The organism is Oerskovia sp. PE-21s (genome assembly GCF_056158145.1).
In genome coordinates this window covers 428757-445584 of the sequence record NZ_JBUXJM010000003.1, presented here as the reverse complement: position 1 = coordinate 445584, position 16828 = coordinate 428757, and the positions used below count along the sequence as shown (strand labels likewise).

Annotated in this window: 10 protein-coding genes; 5 read left to right on the top strand and 5 right to left on the bottom strand. The window is 73.0% G+C overall.

Translation table 11 applies throughout. The features are described from left to right. The first annotated feature begins 81 nt into the window (after positions 1 to 81). From ACZDYF_RS07920 to ACZDYF_RS07905, 4 genes are all read left to right on the top strand, one after another. Positions 82 to 7596, top strand: a complete 7515-nt coding sequence (locus ACZDYF_RS07920) for a DUF5979 domain-containing protein (protein WP_475055256.1) — start codon at positions 82 to 84, stop codon at positions 7594 to 7596. A 208-nt stretch (positions 7597 to 7804) separates the two neighbouring features. Continuing rightward, positions 7805 to 8905, top strand: a complete 1101-nt coding sequence (locus ACZDYF_RS07915) for a YihY/virulence factor BrkB family protein (RefSeq protein ID WP_475055255.1) — start codon at positions 7805 to 7807, stop codon at positions 8903 to 8905. 36 nt (positions 8906 to 8941) lie between these two features. Beyond that, a complete protein-coding gene (locus ACZDYF_RS07910) occupies positions 8942 to 10168 on the top strand; it encodes a zinc-dependent alcohol dehydrogenase (protein WP_475055254.1) in 1227 nt (408 codons plus the stop codon). Then, on the top strand, positions 10165 to 10686 hold the full coding sequence (locus ACZDYF_RS07905) for a hypothetical protein (RefSeq protein WP_475055253.1): 522 nt from the start codon (positions 10165 to 10167) through the stop codon (positions 10684 to 10686). Before ACZDYF_RS07910 ends, ACZDYF_RS07905 begins: the two co-directional genes overlap by 4 nt. 9 nt (positions 10687 to 10695) lie before the next feature. On the opposite strand, the gene ACZDYF_RS07900 is transcribed toward ACZDYF_RS07905, so the two are convergent. Next, complete coding sequence (locus ACZDYF_RS07900; RefSeq protein WP_475055252.1) at positions 10696 to 11487, bottom strand: glycosyltransferase family A protein; 792 nt, start codon at positions 11485 to 11487, stop codon at positions 10696 to 10698. Further along, a complete protein-coding gene (locus ACZDYF_RS07895) occupies positions 11484 to 12089 on the bottom strand; it encodes a DUF2238 domain-containing protein (RefSeq protein ID WP_475055251.1) in 606 nt (201 codons plus the stop codon). Before ACZDYF_RS07895 ends, ACZDYF_RS07900 begins: the two co-directional genes overlap by 4 nt. A 91-nt stretch (positions 12090 to 12180) precedes the next feature. On the opposite strand from ACZDYF_RS07895, the gene ACZDYF_RS07890 reads away from it, so the two are divergent. Further along, positions 12181 to 13515, top strand: coding sequence for an APC family permease (locus ACZDYF_RS07890; protein WP_475055250.1), 1335 nt, complete (start codon positions 12181 to 12183; stop codon positions 13513 to 13515). A gap of 31 nt (positions 13516 to 13546) precedes the next feature. Here the strand turns inward: ACZDYF_RS07890 and ACZDYF_RS07885 are convergent, their stop codons facing one another. Genes ACZDYF_RS07885 through ACZDYF_RS07875 form a run of 3 tightly spaced genes read right to left on the bottom strand, consistent with a single transcriptional unit; the run spans position 13547 to position 16799 of the window. Continuing rightward, a complete protein-coding gene (locus tag ACZDYF_RS07885; RefSeq protein WP_475055249.1) occupies positions 13547 to 14269 on the bottom strand; it encodes a glycosyltransferase family 2 protein in 723 nt (240 codons plus the stop codon). Beyond that, entirely contained in the window at positions 14266 to 15717 is a 1452-nt protein-coding gene (locus tag ACZDYF_RS07880; protein ID WP_475055248.1) for a PIG-L family deacetylase, read from the bottom strand. The genes ACZDYF_RS07885 and ACZDYF_RS07880 overlap by 4 nt, the downstream gene beginning before the upstream one ends. After that, positions 15714 to 16799, bottom strand: coding sequence for an acyl-CoA dehydrogenase family protein (locus tag ACZDYF_RS07875; RefSeq protein WP_475055247.1), 1086 nt, complete (start codon positions 16797 to 16799; stop codon positions 15714 to 15716). The genes ACZDYF_RS07880 and ACZDYF_RS07875 overlap by 4 nt, the downstream gene beginning before the upstream one ends. Positions 16800 to 16828: the final 29 nt, after the last annotated feature.

Here is a 16828-nt window from a genome sequence, read left to right as displayed (position 1 = left end):
ACGGCCCGCCGGGCACGGCGACCTGGCGGGGGCGACGCTCGAGGACGCGCGTCGCTCTGGCGGACGAGCGGAGGCACGAGGATGGGGAACGAGCGATCGAGGCACCACCGGATCGGCGGCGCCCGGCAGCAGTGGTCCGAGCGGGCCCGCCGGGCCTGGGCAGCCGTCGGAGCCCTTCTGCTGGCGCTTCCGCTGGCCCTCGTCCCCGCGATCCCGGCGGCCGCCGCCGACTGGGGCATCAGCAAGCAGGAGGTCTCCGCGGGTCCGTACGCCCCGGGGGACACCGTCCAGTGGATCGTCACCGTCTCCTGCTCCGACCCCAACGCGGACCCGTGCACCAACGCTGTGCTCACCGACCAGCTCCCGGACGGTCTCGAGCTCGTGTCCGCGTCGGTCCAGAGCGGGCCGGCCGGTGGTGAGATCGACGCCGACACAGACACCGGCACGGTCACCTACACCAACCCCGAGGTGTCGAACGGGGCGCAGGCCCAGATCGTCGTCACCGCACGGGTGGACCCCGACCTGCCCTACAGCGAGAACGGTGTGCCGATCACCAACACCGCGACCGTCGTGGCCGACAACGCGACCCAGCAGCAGGCCTCCGACGCGATCACGCCCGAGGTCCCGCTCGTCCTCGCCTCGACGACGACCAAGTCGATCGACCCGCCCGGGGCGCTCGCGGCCCCCGGGACGCCGGCGACCATGACGGTCGGCGCGACGAACACCTCGAACGACCCGGTCGACACCCTGGTGATCCAGGACCCGGTCGACCCTACGGCGACCCCCAACCCCTTCACCTACCTGGAGTACTCGGCGACGGGCACGATCACGATGCCCCCGAACGCCGACACCGTGACCACGCAGTACTGGGACGGGGACTCGTGGGAGACGCTCGACGGCTCGGTCGACCCGGCGGCCGTGCAGGGTGTGCGCTACACGTTCAGCGGCGACATCCAGCCGGGCGCGGCGGCGAGCGTGCCCGTGCAGGTGCAGCAGAGCGACGCGGTCGACGGCCTCGCGGAGGCGACGACGGTCACCAACGACGCGTCGTCGTACGTCACGCACACGGGCGGGCAGTCCACGGCCACCACGGCGAGCGACACGTACGTCATCACCCCGCCGGACAACGGCGTGACGGCGTCCAAGAGCTTCTCGCCCAGCACCGTGGCCGCGGGCGACCCCACGACCGTCACGATCGGTGCCACCAACACGGGGACCGCCGTCGGCTCCCTGACGATCACCGAGCCCGCCCCCGGGACCGACAACCCGTTCGAGGGCGACGACCCGCTGACCTTCACCGGCTTCGGGCCGACGGGGGACGGCACGGGCGTGCAGTGGCCCTCGGGGGCGAACGGCGCGACCGTGACCTTCACGTGCCTCGACGGCTCGACCCCCGAGGTCGACGCGACCGCCCCGAACACGCTCCCGAACCCACCGGACGGGTGCGTCGTGGTCGGCTTCACCGTGGTCTTCACGGGAGACCTGGCGACCGGCGCCGCGGCCTCGATCCCGTTCACCGCGGACACGGACCCCGACCAGACGACCGACGACGTCACGCACACCAACACCATCGAGGCCACCGTGCCGAGCGCGGAGCCCGCCACGGCCCCCGCCGACCTCGTGACCCTGGTCGACCGCCTGGCGACCGACACCGACAAGATCATGTCGCCCTCGACCATCCCCGCGGTGCCGGGGCAGTCCGTGATCGTGCAGCTCCCGACCCAGCTCCAGCCGTTCGGACCCGACGGCTCGACGACGAACGCGGACCAGGTCGTCGTCCAGGACCCGGTCGACCCGGCGAACCCCGGCGAGTTCTGGTCGAACTTCACCGCGTCCTCGGTGCGCACGACCGACGTGCCCGCGGGGTCGACCCTGACGGTCAGCTACTGGAACGGGAGCGGCTGGGTGCCCGCACCCGGCTGTGGGCCGTACACCGGACCGGCGACCGTGAGCTGCGACCTTCCCGCAGGTGCCGGAGGCGTCCGGTTCGTCTACGACTCGACCGGCGACGGCTTCCCGCCCGGGACGCAGTTCCAGCCCAACTTCACGGCCGAGTACACGGGTCCGGCCGACCGTGACACCCCGATCGAGAACTGCGGCGCGTCGAGCGCGTCGTCGGGCACGGTCGCCCCGACGCCCCCCGCGCAAGGCTGCGCCTCGGTCGACCCCTTCCCCGTGGACGGGCCGGGCGCGCTCGAGTTCGTCACCAAGGACTTCCTCGGCGGGACCCCGCCCAGCGTCCTCGCTCGTTCGGACGACCAGGTCACGGCGCAGATCACCTGGTCGACCAACGGCTTCTCGGGCGTGGACCCGATGGTGATCTCGGACGTGGCCGACCCGCAGAGCACCCCGATCGCGAGCTCGTTCTACGACGCGTTCGACCTCGTGCGGATCGAGGCGATCGATGCTGCGACCGACCCGCTGATCCCCTACGACCAGGTGACCGGCGTCGAGCTCTTCGTCGGCGGCGCGTGGGTCCCCGCGAGCGGCGACCCGTGCCCGTGCGTCGGGTCCTTCCCGGGGTACACGCTCACTCCCGACGAGCGGGCGTCGGCGACGTCAGTGCGCTTGACCTACCAGGAGTCGCCCGACCGCACCACGACGGGAGACCCGACGGCGCCGCAGCCCGGCGACGGCGTGGCGCGCTCGACGCTCGCGGACGGTCGCCACCTCGACCTGACCTTCCAGGTGCGGGACGTCAAGCGCTCCGACCCGAGCGCCCCGGTGCTGGGGTCGACCCACGGCGCGCTCTACAACACGACGGACCCCGGGATCGTCCTCGACACGGTGCGGGCGACCGGCACCTTCGAGGGCGACCAGTACACCGACACCGACGGCGCCGACGTGCTGATCATCGACCAGCCCCTCAACGTGACCGTCGCCAAGGACTGGACCGGCGGTCCCGTCTCGGTCCCGCCGTCGGACACCCCGGCGCGGTTCTACCCGACGACCGACGTGACCATCGCGGGGACCAACGCCTCGGCCGCCAAGGTGAGCCAGCTGCGGCTGGTCGAGCCGGGCGTCGCGACCTCGGGCGACGTGCAGACGGTGCCCGGGACCAAGCCCTTCGACGCGTTCACGCTGCGGGCGATCACCTTGGATCCGCCGGAGGGTACGCAGACGACGACGATCACGCTCACCTACCTGGGGGGCTCGACCGCGAGCTTCACCGAGGCCGAGGCGGAGGCGCTCACGACGAGCGACCTGGCCGACGTCGTCGGTGTCGTGACGTCGTTCGACGGCCTCGTGGCGTCCGGCGCGTCCGGCAGCATGAACCTTACGCTGCAGCTGCGCGAGAACGACCGCTACACCCTGACGCCCGTCACGGTCGCCGGGTACAGCCCGGTGCCGGACGGCGCGGTAGCGACCATCGCGGACCCGGGTGGCACTGACCAGGACGTCCGGCTCGCGTACGACGACGCGAGCATGGTCCTGCAGGACGCGGGGATCGCTCTCGACGTCGGCAAGACCTTCGACCCGGCGCAGATCGTCGAGCCGGGTACGGGCCCGGTGACGATGACGCTCAGAGGGCAGCCTCTCGGGCCGTCGCGCGCGGTCGAGATGGTGCTCGTCGACGACGACCCACGGTTCTGGAACCAGTACGACTTCGACGGCTTCGCGGGTGCCGCTCTGACGGCGCCCGTCCAGCAGGTGCGCGTGGACGCCTTCACCGGGGGCGAGTTCGTCGCGGGAGCCGGCGGCGTCGTCGTGAACGGCGGCTCGTGGGTCCTGGGTGACGAGACGGCCACGTTCGCGCTCCCCGACGGCGTGGCGCCGGGCGACGTGCAGGGCCTGCGGTTCACGTTCAGCCGGACCGACGGGTCGATCTGGGAGAACCCCGCGAACCCGACCCAGACCGTGCCTGTCTCGGTCGAGCGCCGGGAGGAGATGCGCACGGGCGGGCCGGTCCTGACGGACCTCGAAGCCAACGCGCCGGCCCCGGGCGAGAGTGCCCCGGGTGTCGCGACCAACACCGTGGACGGCACCGTGACGGGGGCCGACCTCGTCGTCGACCCCGAGAGCGGTCTGACGGTGCCCGTCTCGTCGACCGACGACCAGGCGGCGGAGCTCGTCTACGTCCACGCGACCAACGGGGTGCAGGTGGTGAAGACGTTCGACCGCGTCGTCACCGGGGGCACGCAGGCCCCCGACGCGACCTTCCCGATGAGCATCGCCGTGACCAACACCGGCAACCGTGCGATCAGCGAGCTCGTCGTCGAGGACTCCCCGATGCCGACCGACTCCGAGGGGGCGCAGCTCCGGCTGGCGGCCACGCCCGAACCGTACTCGTACCTGCTCACCGGGCCGCCGTTGGCCCCGGCCGAGGGGGACCCGCTTCCCGTCGACCCGGCCGACGTGACGGTCACCCGGACCGGGGACCTCCTCGGCCTGCGGTTCAGCTTTCCCGAGGGCACCGTGCTCGGCGTCGGTCAGACGTACACGGTCACTGTCCTGGTGCAGTTCCGCGTGGGGCTCGCCCCACAGACCCTCGTGTCGAACACAGCGGGCGTCACCGCCGACCGTCCGTGGGACCAGTGCCAGGCTCGGCTCGCCGAGCAGACGGGCGCGTGCGAGGCGGACGCCGACGTGACACCGATCCCCGCGGGCGTCCTCGCGCAGTCCAAGCTCGTACGGGCGACGAACGACGACGCGCTCGACGTCATCGTGGACCCCGCGTACAACGGCCCGCCGGTCGAGTGCACGCCGCTCCCGACGGGCCTCTACGCCTACCCGTGCACGCCGGTCATCGCACCGGGGCACGCCCAGACGTGGCACATTCGCATCGACAACGTCGGCAACCTGCCGATGGACAAGGTCGTGGTGTACGACCGCCTGCCGTCGGTCGGGGACACGGGATCCTCGTCCTCGTCCTCGCGGGGCTCGCAGTGGACTCCGATCCTGACGGTCGACCCACCCCCCGAGCTCGTCAACGCGCCCGAGGGGAGCGTGGGCTCGGTCTACTACACGACGTCGGACGACTACTGCATGGACGACCTCACCGACCCTATGGCCGAACCGGTCTGCCCCACCGACGACCCCGTGACGGGCTGGGTGCGGCTCGACGGCACCGAGGACCCCGCGCTGCTCGCGACGGTCAGGGCGCTGAAGTTCGTCGTCCAGTTCCCCGCGGACGACGAGTTCCAGCCGGGGGAGTACATCGCGATCGAGGGGACGACTCTGACCCCGGCCGTTCCTCCGGACGCAGGCGACCGGTCGATCGCCTGGAACTCGGCCGCGGCGTCGGCCGTCGTGGTCTCGCCACAGGGCGACCTGAACCTCCTGCCCACCGAGGGCACCAAGGTGGGGGTCGCGACCGCGACGGGGTCGCTCCAGGTGATCAAGCGGGTCGCCGGAGCAGGGGCCGTCAACGCCCCCGACACGTTCGACCTCTTCGTCCGGTGCACCTCTGCGCCCGGGACTCCTGTGGAGACCGTGCTGGACCCGATACCCATCACCGTGGCCCGCGACACCCCGGTCACGGTGCCCAACCTGCCGTACGGGTCCGTGTGCACCCTCACGGAGGACGGCTCGAACGGTCAGACCGAGCTGATCGTCGGGTCCGTCACGATCGGTGAGGCACCGACCGTGAACACGATCACGGCGGTCAACCGCTACGACCTCGCGAGCATCGAGGTGTCCAAGGACGTCGTGACGGACGCCGTCGACCAGGACGGGCAGCCGGTTCCCTTCGGCCCGTTCGAGGTCACGGTCGACTGCACGTTCCTGGGCGAGCCGGTCTACGCGACCGGGTACGGACCCGACGACCCGATGGTGGTCGAGATCGAGGACGACCAGACGGTCGAGCTCGACGGGCTTCCTGTGGGTGCCGTCTGCACGGTCGAGGAGACCGGGACGGGCAACGCCTCGTCCGTCACCATCACGGTGACGCAGCAGGCGAGTCCGCCCGTGAGCACGCCCGGGGCGTCCACGACGCTCACGCTGGCCGCTGACACCGACGAGGGCGCGAGCACCAACGACGTCGTGCTCACCAACGCCTTCGACGTCGGGGGGCTCGACCTTCTCAAGGTCGTCGAGGGTCAGGGGGCGCCCACCTACGGGGCCGGGCCGTTCACCCTCGCGGTGCGCTGCACGTTCGACGACGACGGCCCGGGGCCGGGCGCGCCACGCGTCGTCTACGACGACACCGTCGTGCTCGGCGCCGGGGCTCCCCTCGAGGCTCAGATCGCGAACCTGCCTGCGGGCGCGGTCTGCGACGTGACGGAGCCCGACGACGGCGGCGCGACCTCGACCACGATCGACCCCAGCCCGGTGACGGTCGCTGCAGGGACCGCCGTGATCGTCACGGCGGTCAACACGTTCGACGTGGGTGCCGTCACGGTGGACAAGGTCGTCGACGGCGAGGGAGCCGATCTCTACGGCGCCGGCCCGTTCACCGTGACGCTCAGCTGCACGGTCGACGGCCAGGCGCTCTCGATTCCGGGCGGGCCCACACGCACCCTCGTACCGGGGACGCCCGTCGTCTACGACGACCTGCCTGTCGGTGCGGCCTGCAAGGTCACCGAGACCCAGGACGGTGGCGCGTCCGCGTCGAGCATGACGGTCACGGTCGACGGTGGCGGGGCCATCGAGACCGACGGTCCGTCGGCCGACGTCGTCGTGCCTCCTGTCGACGCCCAGGGGGCGCCCACCACGGTGGGCGTCGTCGCGACGAACACGTTCGACCTCGGGTCGCTCGTGGTCGACAAGGTCGTCGACGGCGCCGGGGCCACGCTGTACGGCGCCGGACCGTTCGAGGTGTCGCTCGCGTGCACCTTCGACGACCAGGAGGTCGACGTCCCCGGCGGTGCCGTGCGCGAGCTCGTGCCCGGCGCCCCCGTGACCTACGACGGTCTGCCGGTCGGCGCGCGGTGCGAGGTCACCGAGACGGCGACGGGAGGCGCGACCACCACGGCGGTCTCCGCCGTGGGGGAAGGCGAGGCGGGCGCTGTCGTCGTCCCGGCGCTCGACGCCGGCACCGTGAGCGTGACGAACACGTTCGACGTCGGCGAGGTCCGCGTCGTCAAGACGCTGGCCGGTGCCGACGCCGCCGAGCACCAGGGTGACGTCTTCACCGTCTCGCTCGCGTGCACCCACGCCGTCGACGGCGTCCCGGTCGGCGTCGTGGTCCCCGGCGGGCCCACGCGCACGCTCTCGGCCGCCGACGACTGGGTCGCGGTGTACGAGGGCCTGCCGCAAGGCGCCACCTGCGTCGTGGCGGAGACGGACGCGGGTGGTGCGGACACGGTCCAGGTCGTCGTAGCCGGCGAGAGCACGCTCACCGACCCGGCCACGGCCCTCCCGGGGTCGGTCGAGTTCGCACTCCCTGTGGGGCCGGACGTCTGCGAGCCCGTCGAGGTCGTCAACACCTGGTCGCCGACGGGCGGCGGCATGGGCGGCGGGACGGCCGTCCACCAGGCGCTGATCACGGCCCTCACGCCCGCCGAGGTGGCGCTCGCCGCGGGCTGTGAGCGTGCGGCACCCGACGGTGCGCTGCCCGGCACGGGCGTGGACCTCGCCAGGGTCGGGACGCTCGTCGCGATCCTGCTCGTGCTCGGGACCACGGCCATGGTCGTGGTGCGTCGCCGGGACGCCTAGCGATCCTGCGCGCCCCCTCGACGTGCCGCCCGGGTGGCGAGTCGGGCCAGGTCGCCTAGGTTCGAGGGAGGTCAGGAAGTGGCCGACCGGGAGCCAGGTGCACCGCGCCTCGACCTGGTCTCCCGGGGACCGATGCGCCGGAGGGCCCGCACCTTCGCCCGTCATGTCGTGGGTCGGCACGGTTGCGCCGGCCACGCGGAGGAACCGCATGAACGCCCCAGACACACGCCGGCCGCGCCCGCAGCCCGCTCCCGACGACCCGCGCAAGCCGGACTCGCCCACCGACCTGCACACGCGTTCGTGGAAGCACGTCGCCCGGACGACGGTGCGTCAGTTCTCGCGCGACCAGTGCCTCGACCTCGCGGCGGCGCTGACGTACTACGCCGTACTGGCCTCGGCGCCTGCGCTACTGGCCGTCGTCTCGCTGCTCGGGCTCGTCGGTGACAGCGAGAAGATCGTCGACCGGGTGCTCGACATCGCGCAGTCGGTCGTCCCGGCCGACGCGATGGCGACGCTCACCCCGTTGGTCGAGCAGGTCGTGGGCGGCAGCGACCGCGCAGGCCTGGCGCTGGTCGTCGGCGTCGTCGTCGCGCTCTGGTCCGCCTCGGGGTACGTGGGAGCGTTCGGCCGGTCGATGAACCGCATGTACGAGGTCGAGGAGGGGCGGCCGGTGTGGAAGCTGCGACCCGTCATGCTCCTCGTGACCGCCGCGGTCGTGCTCATGGCGGCGCTCGTCGTGGTCGCCCTCGTGCTCTCCGGGCCGGTCGCCCGTGCGATCGGGGACGCCGTCGGGCTGGGTCCCGCCGCCGTGACGACGTGGAACGTCGCCAAGTGGCCCGTGGTGCTCCTGCTGGTGATCCTCATCGTGGCCGTGCTCTACCACACGACTCCCAACGTCCGTCAGCCCCGGTTCCGCTGGCTGAGCGTCGGAGCGGTCGTCGCGATCCTCGTCTGGGTCCTCGCGTCCGTCGGGTTCGGCTTCTACGTCGCGACGTTCGCCTCGTACGACTCGACGTACGGCGCACTGGGTGGCGTGATCGTCTTCCTGCTGTGGCTGTGGATCACGAACCTCGCGCTGCTCTTCGGAGCAGAGCTCGACGCCGAGCTCGAGCGCGCCAGGGAGCTCCAGGGAGGTATCGCGGCCGAGGAGACCCTCCAGCTCCCGCCGCGGGACACGCGCGCGAGCGACAAGCGCAGGCAGAAGCTCCAGGAGGACGTCGAGAGGGGCGGCGAGATCCGCAGGGCCGCCGAGGCCGCCCGCGCGAAGGACACGGGAGAGAGCGACACCCAGCAGGGCCGAGAGAGCTGACCGACCGACCGTAGGACGACGAGAGGACGAAGCATCATGCGAGCACTGACGTGGCAGGGCCGGGAGAAGGTCACGGTCGAGAACGTCCCGGACCCGACGATCCAGGAGGCGACCGACGCCGTGATCCGGGTCACGTCGACCGCGATCTGCGGCTCCGACCTGCACCTGTACTCCGTCCTGGGGATGTACCTCGACGCGGGCGACGTGCTGGGCCACGAGACCATGGGGGTCGTCGAGGAGGTCGGCGCGAACGCCACGCGCCTCAAGGTCGGGGACCGTGTGGTGGTCCCGTTCGGGATCGCCTGCGGGACGTGCTGGATGTGCACCCACGGACTGCAGTCGCAGTGCGAGACGACGCAGGTGCGGTCCCAGGACAAGGGCGCTGCTCTCTTCGGCTACACCCGGTTGTACGGTCAGGTGCCAGGTGGTCAGGCCGAGTACCTGCGCGTGCCCCAGGCCCACTACGGTCCGGTCGTGGTGCCCGAGGACGGCCCCGACGAGCGGTACCTCTACCTGTCGGACGTGCTGCCCACCGCGTGGCAGGCCGTCGAGTACGCGTCCGTCCCGGCGGGCGGCACCGTGGTCGTCGTCGGGCTCGGTCCGATCGGTCAGATGGCCGCGCGGGTCGCGCGCCACCGCGGTGCGGGCCGGGTGATCGGCCTCGACCTCGTGCCCGAGAGGCTCGCCATGGCCGAGCGGCACGGCGTGGAGACCCTCGACGTCTCGGCGGTCGACGACGTCGCGGGCGCGGTCCGTGACCTGACACAGGGGCGCGGCGCCGACGGGGTGATCGACGCCGTCGGGATGGAGGCCCACGGGTCTCCGGGGGCCTCCTTGTTCCAGAAGGCGGCGGGCGTCCTGCCGGACACCGTCGCCGGCGCGATCAACGAGAAGGTCGGTGTCGACCGCCTGGCCGCGCTCCTCACCGCGATCTCGCTCGTCCGCCGCGGGGGCACCGTATCGGTCGCCGGTGTGTACGGCGGCGCCAAGGACCCGTTGCCGATGATGGACCTCTTCGACAAGCAGGTCACGCTGCGCATGGGGCAGGCGAACGTCCGCCGCTGGGTCGACGACCTCCTGCCCCTCGTGGCCGACCCCGCCGACCCCCTGGGGGTCCTCGACCTGCGGACCCATCGGCTGTCGCTCGAGGACGCACCCCGCGGCTACGACCTCTTCCAGAAGAAGGAGGACGGCTGCATCAAGGTCGTCCTGGACCCCACGGTCCGGACGGCGCCCGCTGCGGAGAACGGGTCCTCGCGATGACGACACCGGTCGACGTCCGCCTGCTCGCGATCTACCTCAACGACCACGTGGCCGGAGCGACCGTGGGGGTGCAGCGGGTCCGGCGCATGGCGAAGGTGTACGACGGCACGGTCGTGGGGACGGTGGTCGCGCCGCTCGTCCCCCAGCTCGAGCAGGAGCGCGAGTGGCTCCTCGGGTGCCTGCGCCACCTCGACATCGCCGTGCGGCGCTACAAGGTGGTCGGTGCGTCGCTGGCCGAGAGGGTCGGACGCCTCAAGCTCAACGGGCATGTCCGCACCACGTCTCCGCTGAGCGCTCTCCTCGAGGTCGAGCTGCTGCGAGGCGCCGTCACGGGCAAGGCGAGCGGGTGGCAGACGCTCCTGGCCCAGGGCCGGGACCTGGGCCTCACCCCTGAGCAGGTCGCGGACCTCGACGGCCTGGTCGCCCAGGCGGACGGGCAGGTCCGGGCGCTCTCCGACCTGCTCGAGGTCCTCCATGCCAGGGTGTTCCGCCACCGGGCGCCCGACGGCGGAAGGTAGCCGTCGGGCTCAGGGCGCCGTGCGGGAGGAGCGGTCGCGCCCGCTGCGCCGTCGCTCGGTGATCCGCGCCGCCCAGCGCTCCCACGGCGGGCGGACCGCCCAGTTCACGGCGAGAGTGTGCCAGGCCCACCGGAACCGGCGACCCAGGGAGTCCGCGGACTCGAACGTGCGGCCCGAGACCCCGACGACCAGCCGGCCGTCGTAGCGCACGAGAGCGCCGCTGCCGAGCTGGAAGCTCAGGTCGGCGTCGTCGTGCACGTACGGGTCGTCGCGGTGGACCCGGTCCCGGACCTCCTGCCACGCGCTGGCTCGGAACGCCATGTTTGATCCCCACAGGGGCACGTTCGCGAGCGCGGCGCGCATGCCCCAGAAGTACCCGCGCATGTAGAAGACCCCCGTGACCCGGGCTCGCGCTCGGGGCAGGTCGTAGAAGCGGCCGGGGCCGGTGAGGGCGGCCATGTCGGGCTCGCGCACGAAGGCGGCGTGAATCCGTTCGAGCCAGTCCGGCGGCGGGAGCGTGTCGGCGTCGCAGCGCACGACGACGCCATCGGCCACGGCGTCGTATCCCGTCGAGGCGGCGGCGGGGATGCCCGGTGACGGTTCGTGGACGACGCGTGCACCGGAACGGCGTGCCACCTCGGCGCTGTCGTCACGGGAGGCGTTGTCGACGACGATCACCTCGTGCGGCCGGTGCGTCTGCCGGGCGACCGCCTCGAGACAGCGTTCGAGGTGCAGGGCGTCGTCCTTGACGGGGATGACGACGGTCAGGCGCACCGCACCACGCGGGGCGTACCCGCTCACGGGCTCCGCACCAGGAACAGGCCGGCCACGAAGGCGCCGACCCCACCGGCGACGAGGTCGCCCAGGGTGTCGCGATAGCCCACCTGGATGGCGGGGTCCACGTAGGTGGACCCCGCCCACTCACCGACCTCCCAGAGCAGCGCGAGCAGCACCCCCAGGCCCGTGGCGGTCACGACCGCGCCGAGCCGGGGTCGGCGGAGGTCGGTCGAGGGGAGCGGGTCGCCCCGGACCACGGGAGCGACGAGCGGACCGGGTACCCGCAGCGCCCCGAGGAAGACCAGGACGGCGTAGGCGAGGACGGTCAACGCCGCGGTCGCCGCCAGGTGCATCGCGAGGTCCAGCCACGGCACCCGCGCGTAGAGGTCGAGCAGCGCGATCCACGCGGCGACGCTCAGGACGAGCCCGACCGCGGGATCGACGACGCCCCTGAGGCCGATCGCCCGCGGGATCACGGTGCCGAGCAGGACGAGCGCGAGGAGCGCCGTCGCGACCGGTCCGTAGAGCACGGTGCCCACAGGAACGGCGGCCGCCGCGAGGACTCGCACGAGATCCCCGACGACCGTGGCCGTCGGGGTGCGCCGCAGGGCCTTGTCGGTGGTCATCAAGCCAACGTAGCCACCCCGCCCACGACCCGCTCGGCGATGGAGCCTCCCGCCGGTCGCGAGTCGCGCACACCCGTGCGAGCCTGCCCAGATGTCTGCCACGACCACCACGTCCCCGTCCACGCCCCTGAACCGCTCGGTCGGGGGGCGCCTGCTCTACGTCTTCATCCTGGGCGACGTGCTCGGTGCGGGGGTCTACGCCCTGGTCGGCGAGATGGCCGGGAAGGTGGGTGGCGCCGTCTGGCTGCCGCTGCTCGTCGCCCTCGGACTGTCCTTGCTGACCGCGGGTTCGTACGCCGAGCTGGTCACGAAGTACCCGGCCGCCGGGGGCGCGGCGGTGTTCGCCGAACGCGCTTTCAAGGTGCCGATCGTGTCGTTCCTCGTGGGGTTCTGCATGCTCGCCGCCGGTGTCACGAGCGCGGCGGGACTGTCCCTCGCCTTCGCCGGCGACTACTTCGGCTCGTTCGTGGACCTCCCGGTCGTGCCGGTCGCGCTCGTCTTCCTGCTCCTCGTCGCGGCGCTCAACGCGCGCGGTATCCAGGAGTCCTTGCGCGCGAACGTGGCGATGACCGCGATCGAGCTCTCGGGGCTGCTCCTGATCGTGGTGCTCGCGGCTGTCGTCCTCACGCGGGGCGACGCGTCGCCGGGCAGGGCGCTCGAGTTCGCCGAGGGCACGACCCCGGCGCTCGCGGTCCTCTCGGCCTCGCTCATCGCGTACTACTCGTTCGTCGGCTTCGAGACCTCGGCCAACCTGGCCGAGGAGGTCAAGGACGTCCGGCGGGTCTACCCCCGTGCGCTCTTCGGCGCACTGATCACCGCGGGCGTCGTCTACGTCGCCGTCGGCGTGGCCGCCGTCGCCGTGGCGCCCCCCGAGCAGCTCGCGGGCTCGACCGGGCCGCTGCTCGAGGTCGTCAAGGTCGCCGACGTCGTGCCGGAACGCGTCTTCGCCATGGTGGCACTCGTCGCGGTCGCGAACGGTGCCCTGCTCACGATGATCATGGCGAGCCGCCTCACCTACGGCATGGCGCGACAGGGTCTGCTGCCCGCAGGGCTGGCCCGGGTGCTCCCCGGCCGCCGGACTCCGTGGGTCGCGATCGTCGCGACGACCGCCGTGGCCATGGGCCTCGTCTTCACGGGGGACCTGGGTGCGCTCGCGGAGACCGTGGTGCTCCTGCTCCTCGTGGTCTTCATCAGCACCAACGTCGCGGTGCTGGTCCTGCGCAAGGACACCGTCGAGGAGGGCCACTTCCGTGTCGCGACCATCGTGCCGGTCCTCGGGACGGCAAGCTGCGTCCTGCTCCTGACCCAGCAGGCCGGGCAGACGTGGCTCCGCGCGGGAGCCCTCGTCCTGGTGGGCGTCGTGCTCTACCTGGTCACGATGCTCGCCCGCCGTCGGACGGGCGCGCCGACCCGCGGCGACCGATGATCGACGAGGTCCTGGCGCGCGAGCGGTGCTCTCAGCCGGTACCCACGGTCCGGACGAGGTCCTCGCGCAGGTGCCGTGCGTACCCCCCGGGGGTGCGACCCGTCGTGCGACCCGAGGTCAGGACCCGCCCCTCGTCGGAGGCCACGACGCGCGCGCCCGCGTCCCGGGCGCGCGCCACGAGGCCGACGTCCTCGTGCTCCGCGACCCCCGGGAAGCCGCCGGCGGCCAGGTAGAGGTCGCCGCGGATCCCCAGGTTCGCCCCGTGCACGTGCCCGTTCGCGTGTCCGACGGGATGCGTCGCCACCCAGGCAGCCCGCTGCGCGGGGGAGAGGTCGTCGAAGTCGGGACGCACCGTGCCGATCACCAGGTCGGCCCCCGCCTCCGCGAGCGCGACCTGGTGCGTGAGCCAGTGCGCGGGGACCGCCGAGTCGGCGTCGGTGCTCGCGATCCACAGCCGTGCCGGGCGGCCCCTGCCGAGCCGTCCTGTCGCGGCCTCGACCCCGGCGGCGCGTGCTGCCCCGACCCGTCGGCATCGGGTCTCCACCACGGTGAACGGTGAGGACCCGGCGAGCGAGGCCGAGCGGTCGGTGCAGTCGTCGAGGACGACCACGACCTCGACCCGCACGGCCGGTCGCTCGGCCCGGACCCGCGCGACCGCCACGTCGAGCGCGGCCAGGCAGCGGGGCAGAAGCTCCTCCTCGTCGTTCACCGGCACGACGACGGCCAGCCGTGTCACGCGGTCGGCGGCTCTCATGCGAGTCCTGCCTCCGCCGCGACCGAGCGCGCCGGTGGCCGGGCGAAGACCTCGAGCACGAAGTCCTCCTCCACGTGACGGACGACCCGCGCGAGCTCGGGGCGCGCGCCGAGGGCGGCGTGGACGTCGTCGCCCCGCAGCGGGTACTCGGGTACCGGGTGCCTCCAGTGGCACGCGACCAGGACGCCGTCCGCGGTGAGCGACCCGACCGCACGAGAGATCGCGGTCTCCAGGTCTTGCGTGCCGTAGTAGTACCCGACCTCGGAGAGCACCACGAGGTCGAAGAGGCCTTCGGGCCACTCGGCAGGCGTCTGGAGACGCACGAGCTCGACCTCGTCACCGAGGCGCTCGCGGGCTGCAGCGAGCGCGGCCGCGGCGACGTCGACCCCCACGAGACGGTCGCAGCGGGTGGCGAGGTCGGCGGTCAGGACGCCGGTCGAGCAGCCGATCTCCAGGCCGGCGCGAAACCGTGCACGCGGCAGTGACGCGAGGGTCACGGCGCGCTTGCGTTCCTCGTACCAGCGGGTCTCGAAGCCCCACGGGTCGGCCCGCCCGCGGTAGAACGAGTCGAAGAACTCCGCCGGCAGGCTCTCGGACGGTGGCGACGTCGTCGACGACTGGGCAGCCGAGGACCGGGCAGCCGAGGGGGGAGTCGAGGGCCGGAAGGAGGGGCCCGGGGCCTCGACGAACACCTCGACGTCGCGCTCGACGTGCCGCAGCATCTCCGGCCCGACCGTCGCCGCGTCCCGCGGGTCCGGGGACAGCGGCTCGACCTGCGACCGGTGCGAGGCCAGCGCGAGCCTCTTGGCGGCACGCTCGGGCGGCGTGAGCGTGAGCGTCCGCATGTGCTCCGTGCCCGCCGCGTCGTCGACGGCCGCCCAGTGCCACCACCAGACCGGGTACTCCAGGAGGCGGGCCCCCTGCTCGTGCGCGACCACGGCGGCCACCTCCCCGGCGACGCGGTGGTCGCGGTGACCGTCACCCCGCCACGGCGCGCACAGCAGCACCGGGCCGTCGTCACGGCCGGGCTCGTCCTCCGTCACCGCTGCGAGCACCGCGGACAGCCGTCGGTGCAAGGCCGCGCGGTGCTCTCGCAGCCCCCCGTCCGGCAGCCCGAGGAAGACCACGGCGGCGCCGGGCGCCGCGACGTCGAGCGCGTCCAGGAGCTCTCGGCGGCGCAGGCCTGCGAGCCGCGCGGGCGTGAGGGTCGGGGAGTCCGGGTGGGACGCCTCGCCGTCGGTCGCGACGACGACCGTGATCGGCGTGCCCTGACGGACCAGCCGCGCCACGAGCCCGCCTGCCCCGAGCGACTCGTCGTCGGGGTGTGCGGCGAGGAGGACCAGGTGAGGCACGGCGTGGGGCAGGTCGAGGGGAGGCAACCGTTCCAGCAGACCGCTCGTTCTCCAGGCGTCCTCGGTGGTGCCGGTGTCGCGATGGTCGAACGTCACCACGGCGCCCTCCCGCGGGCCACGAGATCACGGCCCAGCGACGCGTCGTCGCGCTCGGCGTGGTGCTGACGGACGTACAGCCCGAGGTCGGCGAGCCGGCGGGCGTAGCCCTCGTCGGTCGTCATCGGACCGGGGCCCAGGGCGTGCGAGCAGCGCTGCACGGTCTCCTCGACCGCACGGACGACGGTGCCACGCACCCGCCGGGCGAGCACGCCCGGGGCGACCCCGAGGTCCGGCGCGCCGTCCACGACGAGGCTCGCCTCGACGAGCACGGCTCGAGCGCCGGTCAGCGCGACGTCGACCGCTCCCAGGTGGGCCAGCGTGAGCTGGTCCGGCTCGCGACGCCGGGTCGCTGCGTACAGCTCGCGCGCGAGTCCCACGGCCCCGCCCCACCAGCAGGCCGCGACACCGATGCCGCCCCACGCGAAGCCCGGGCGGTCGAGATACCACCCGGCGTCCCCGACCGGGACCGCCGTGGCGCCGTCGAAACGTACGGGAGCGCTGACGATCTCCGGGAAGCCTCGGGCGACCCACGGGCCGTCGTCGGGCCGGACGCCCGCGGAGCGCAGGTCGACCGCGAACAGACGTCGCCCGCCCGTCGTCCACGCCGTCACGAGGGCGTGCGAGAGCGTCGCCGCGAGAGAGCACCACGGCTTGACGCCCGTGAGCCGCCATCCCTCCTCGCCCTCCTGAGCCTCCAGGCGCACGCCGGGCCCCTCAGCGGCGAAGACGCCCCAGGTGCTGGTCTCGTCGGCGCCGATCGAGCGCAGGTCCACCCCGCCCGGGACCTGCGCCAGGATGGCGAGCGCGTCGAGATGTGGTTCGAGGACCCGCGCGACGCCCACGTCGGCCGCGGCGGTCGAGGCGAGCAGCTCCCACAGGTCGAGCGTGCGCCCGGCACCCGGGGCAGGCGCGGAACGGCCGACCCCGGACGCCCAGGCCAGTGCCGCGACGACGTCCCCGCTCATCGTCGGCACCTGTGCGACGGTCGCCGCCAGGCGCCGGCTGCGCTCGTCGTCCTGGCGCGAGGGATCGAGGACGACGGCGGGGGGTTCGAGGACGGTGGTGCTCGGATCGGTCACGACTGCTCCTGGGGTCTACCGGGGGTTCC

Coding starts and splice junctions, on each gene's coding strand:
- ACZDYF_RS07905 (WP_475055253.1), top strand. CDS start 10,165: ATGACGACACCGGTCGACGTCCGCCTGCTCGCGATCTACCTCAACGAC.
- ACZDYF_RS07890 (WP_475055250.1), top strand. CDS start 12,181: ATGTCTGCCACGACCACCACGTCCCCGTCCACGCCCCTGAACCGCTCG.
- ACZDYF_RS07920 (WP_475055256.1), top strand. CDS start 82: ATGGGGAACGAGCGATCGAGGCACCACCGGATCGGCGGCGCCCGGCAG.
- ACZDYF_RS07895 (WP_475055251.1), bottom strand. CDS start 12,089: ATGACCACCGACAAGGCCCTGCGGCGCACCCCGACGGCCACGGTCGTC.
- ACZDYF_RS07915 (WP_475055255.1), top strand. CDS start 7,805: ATGAACGCCCCAGACACACGCCGGCCGCGCCCGCAGCCCGCTCCCGAC.
- ACZDYF_RS07885 (WP_475055249.1), bottom strand. CDS start 14,269: ATGAGAGCCGCCGACCGCGTGACACGGCTGGCCGTCGTCGTGCCGGTG.
- ACZDYF_RS07910 (WP_475055254.1), top strand. CDS start 8,942: ATGCGAGCACTGACGTGGCAGGGCCGGGAGAAGGTCACGGTCGAGAAC.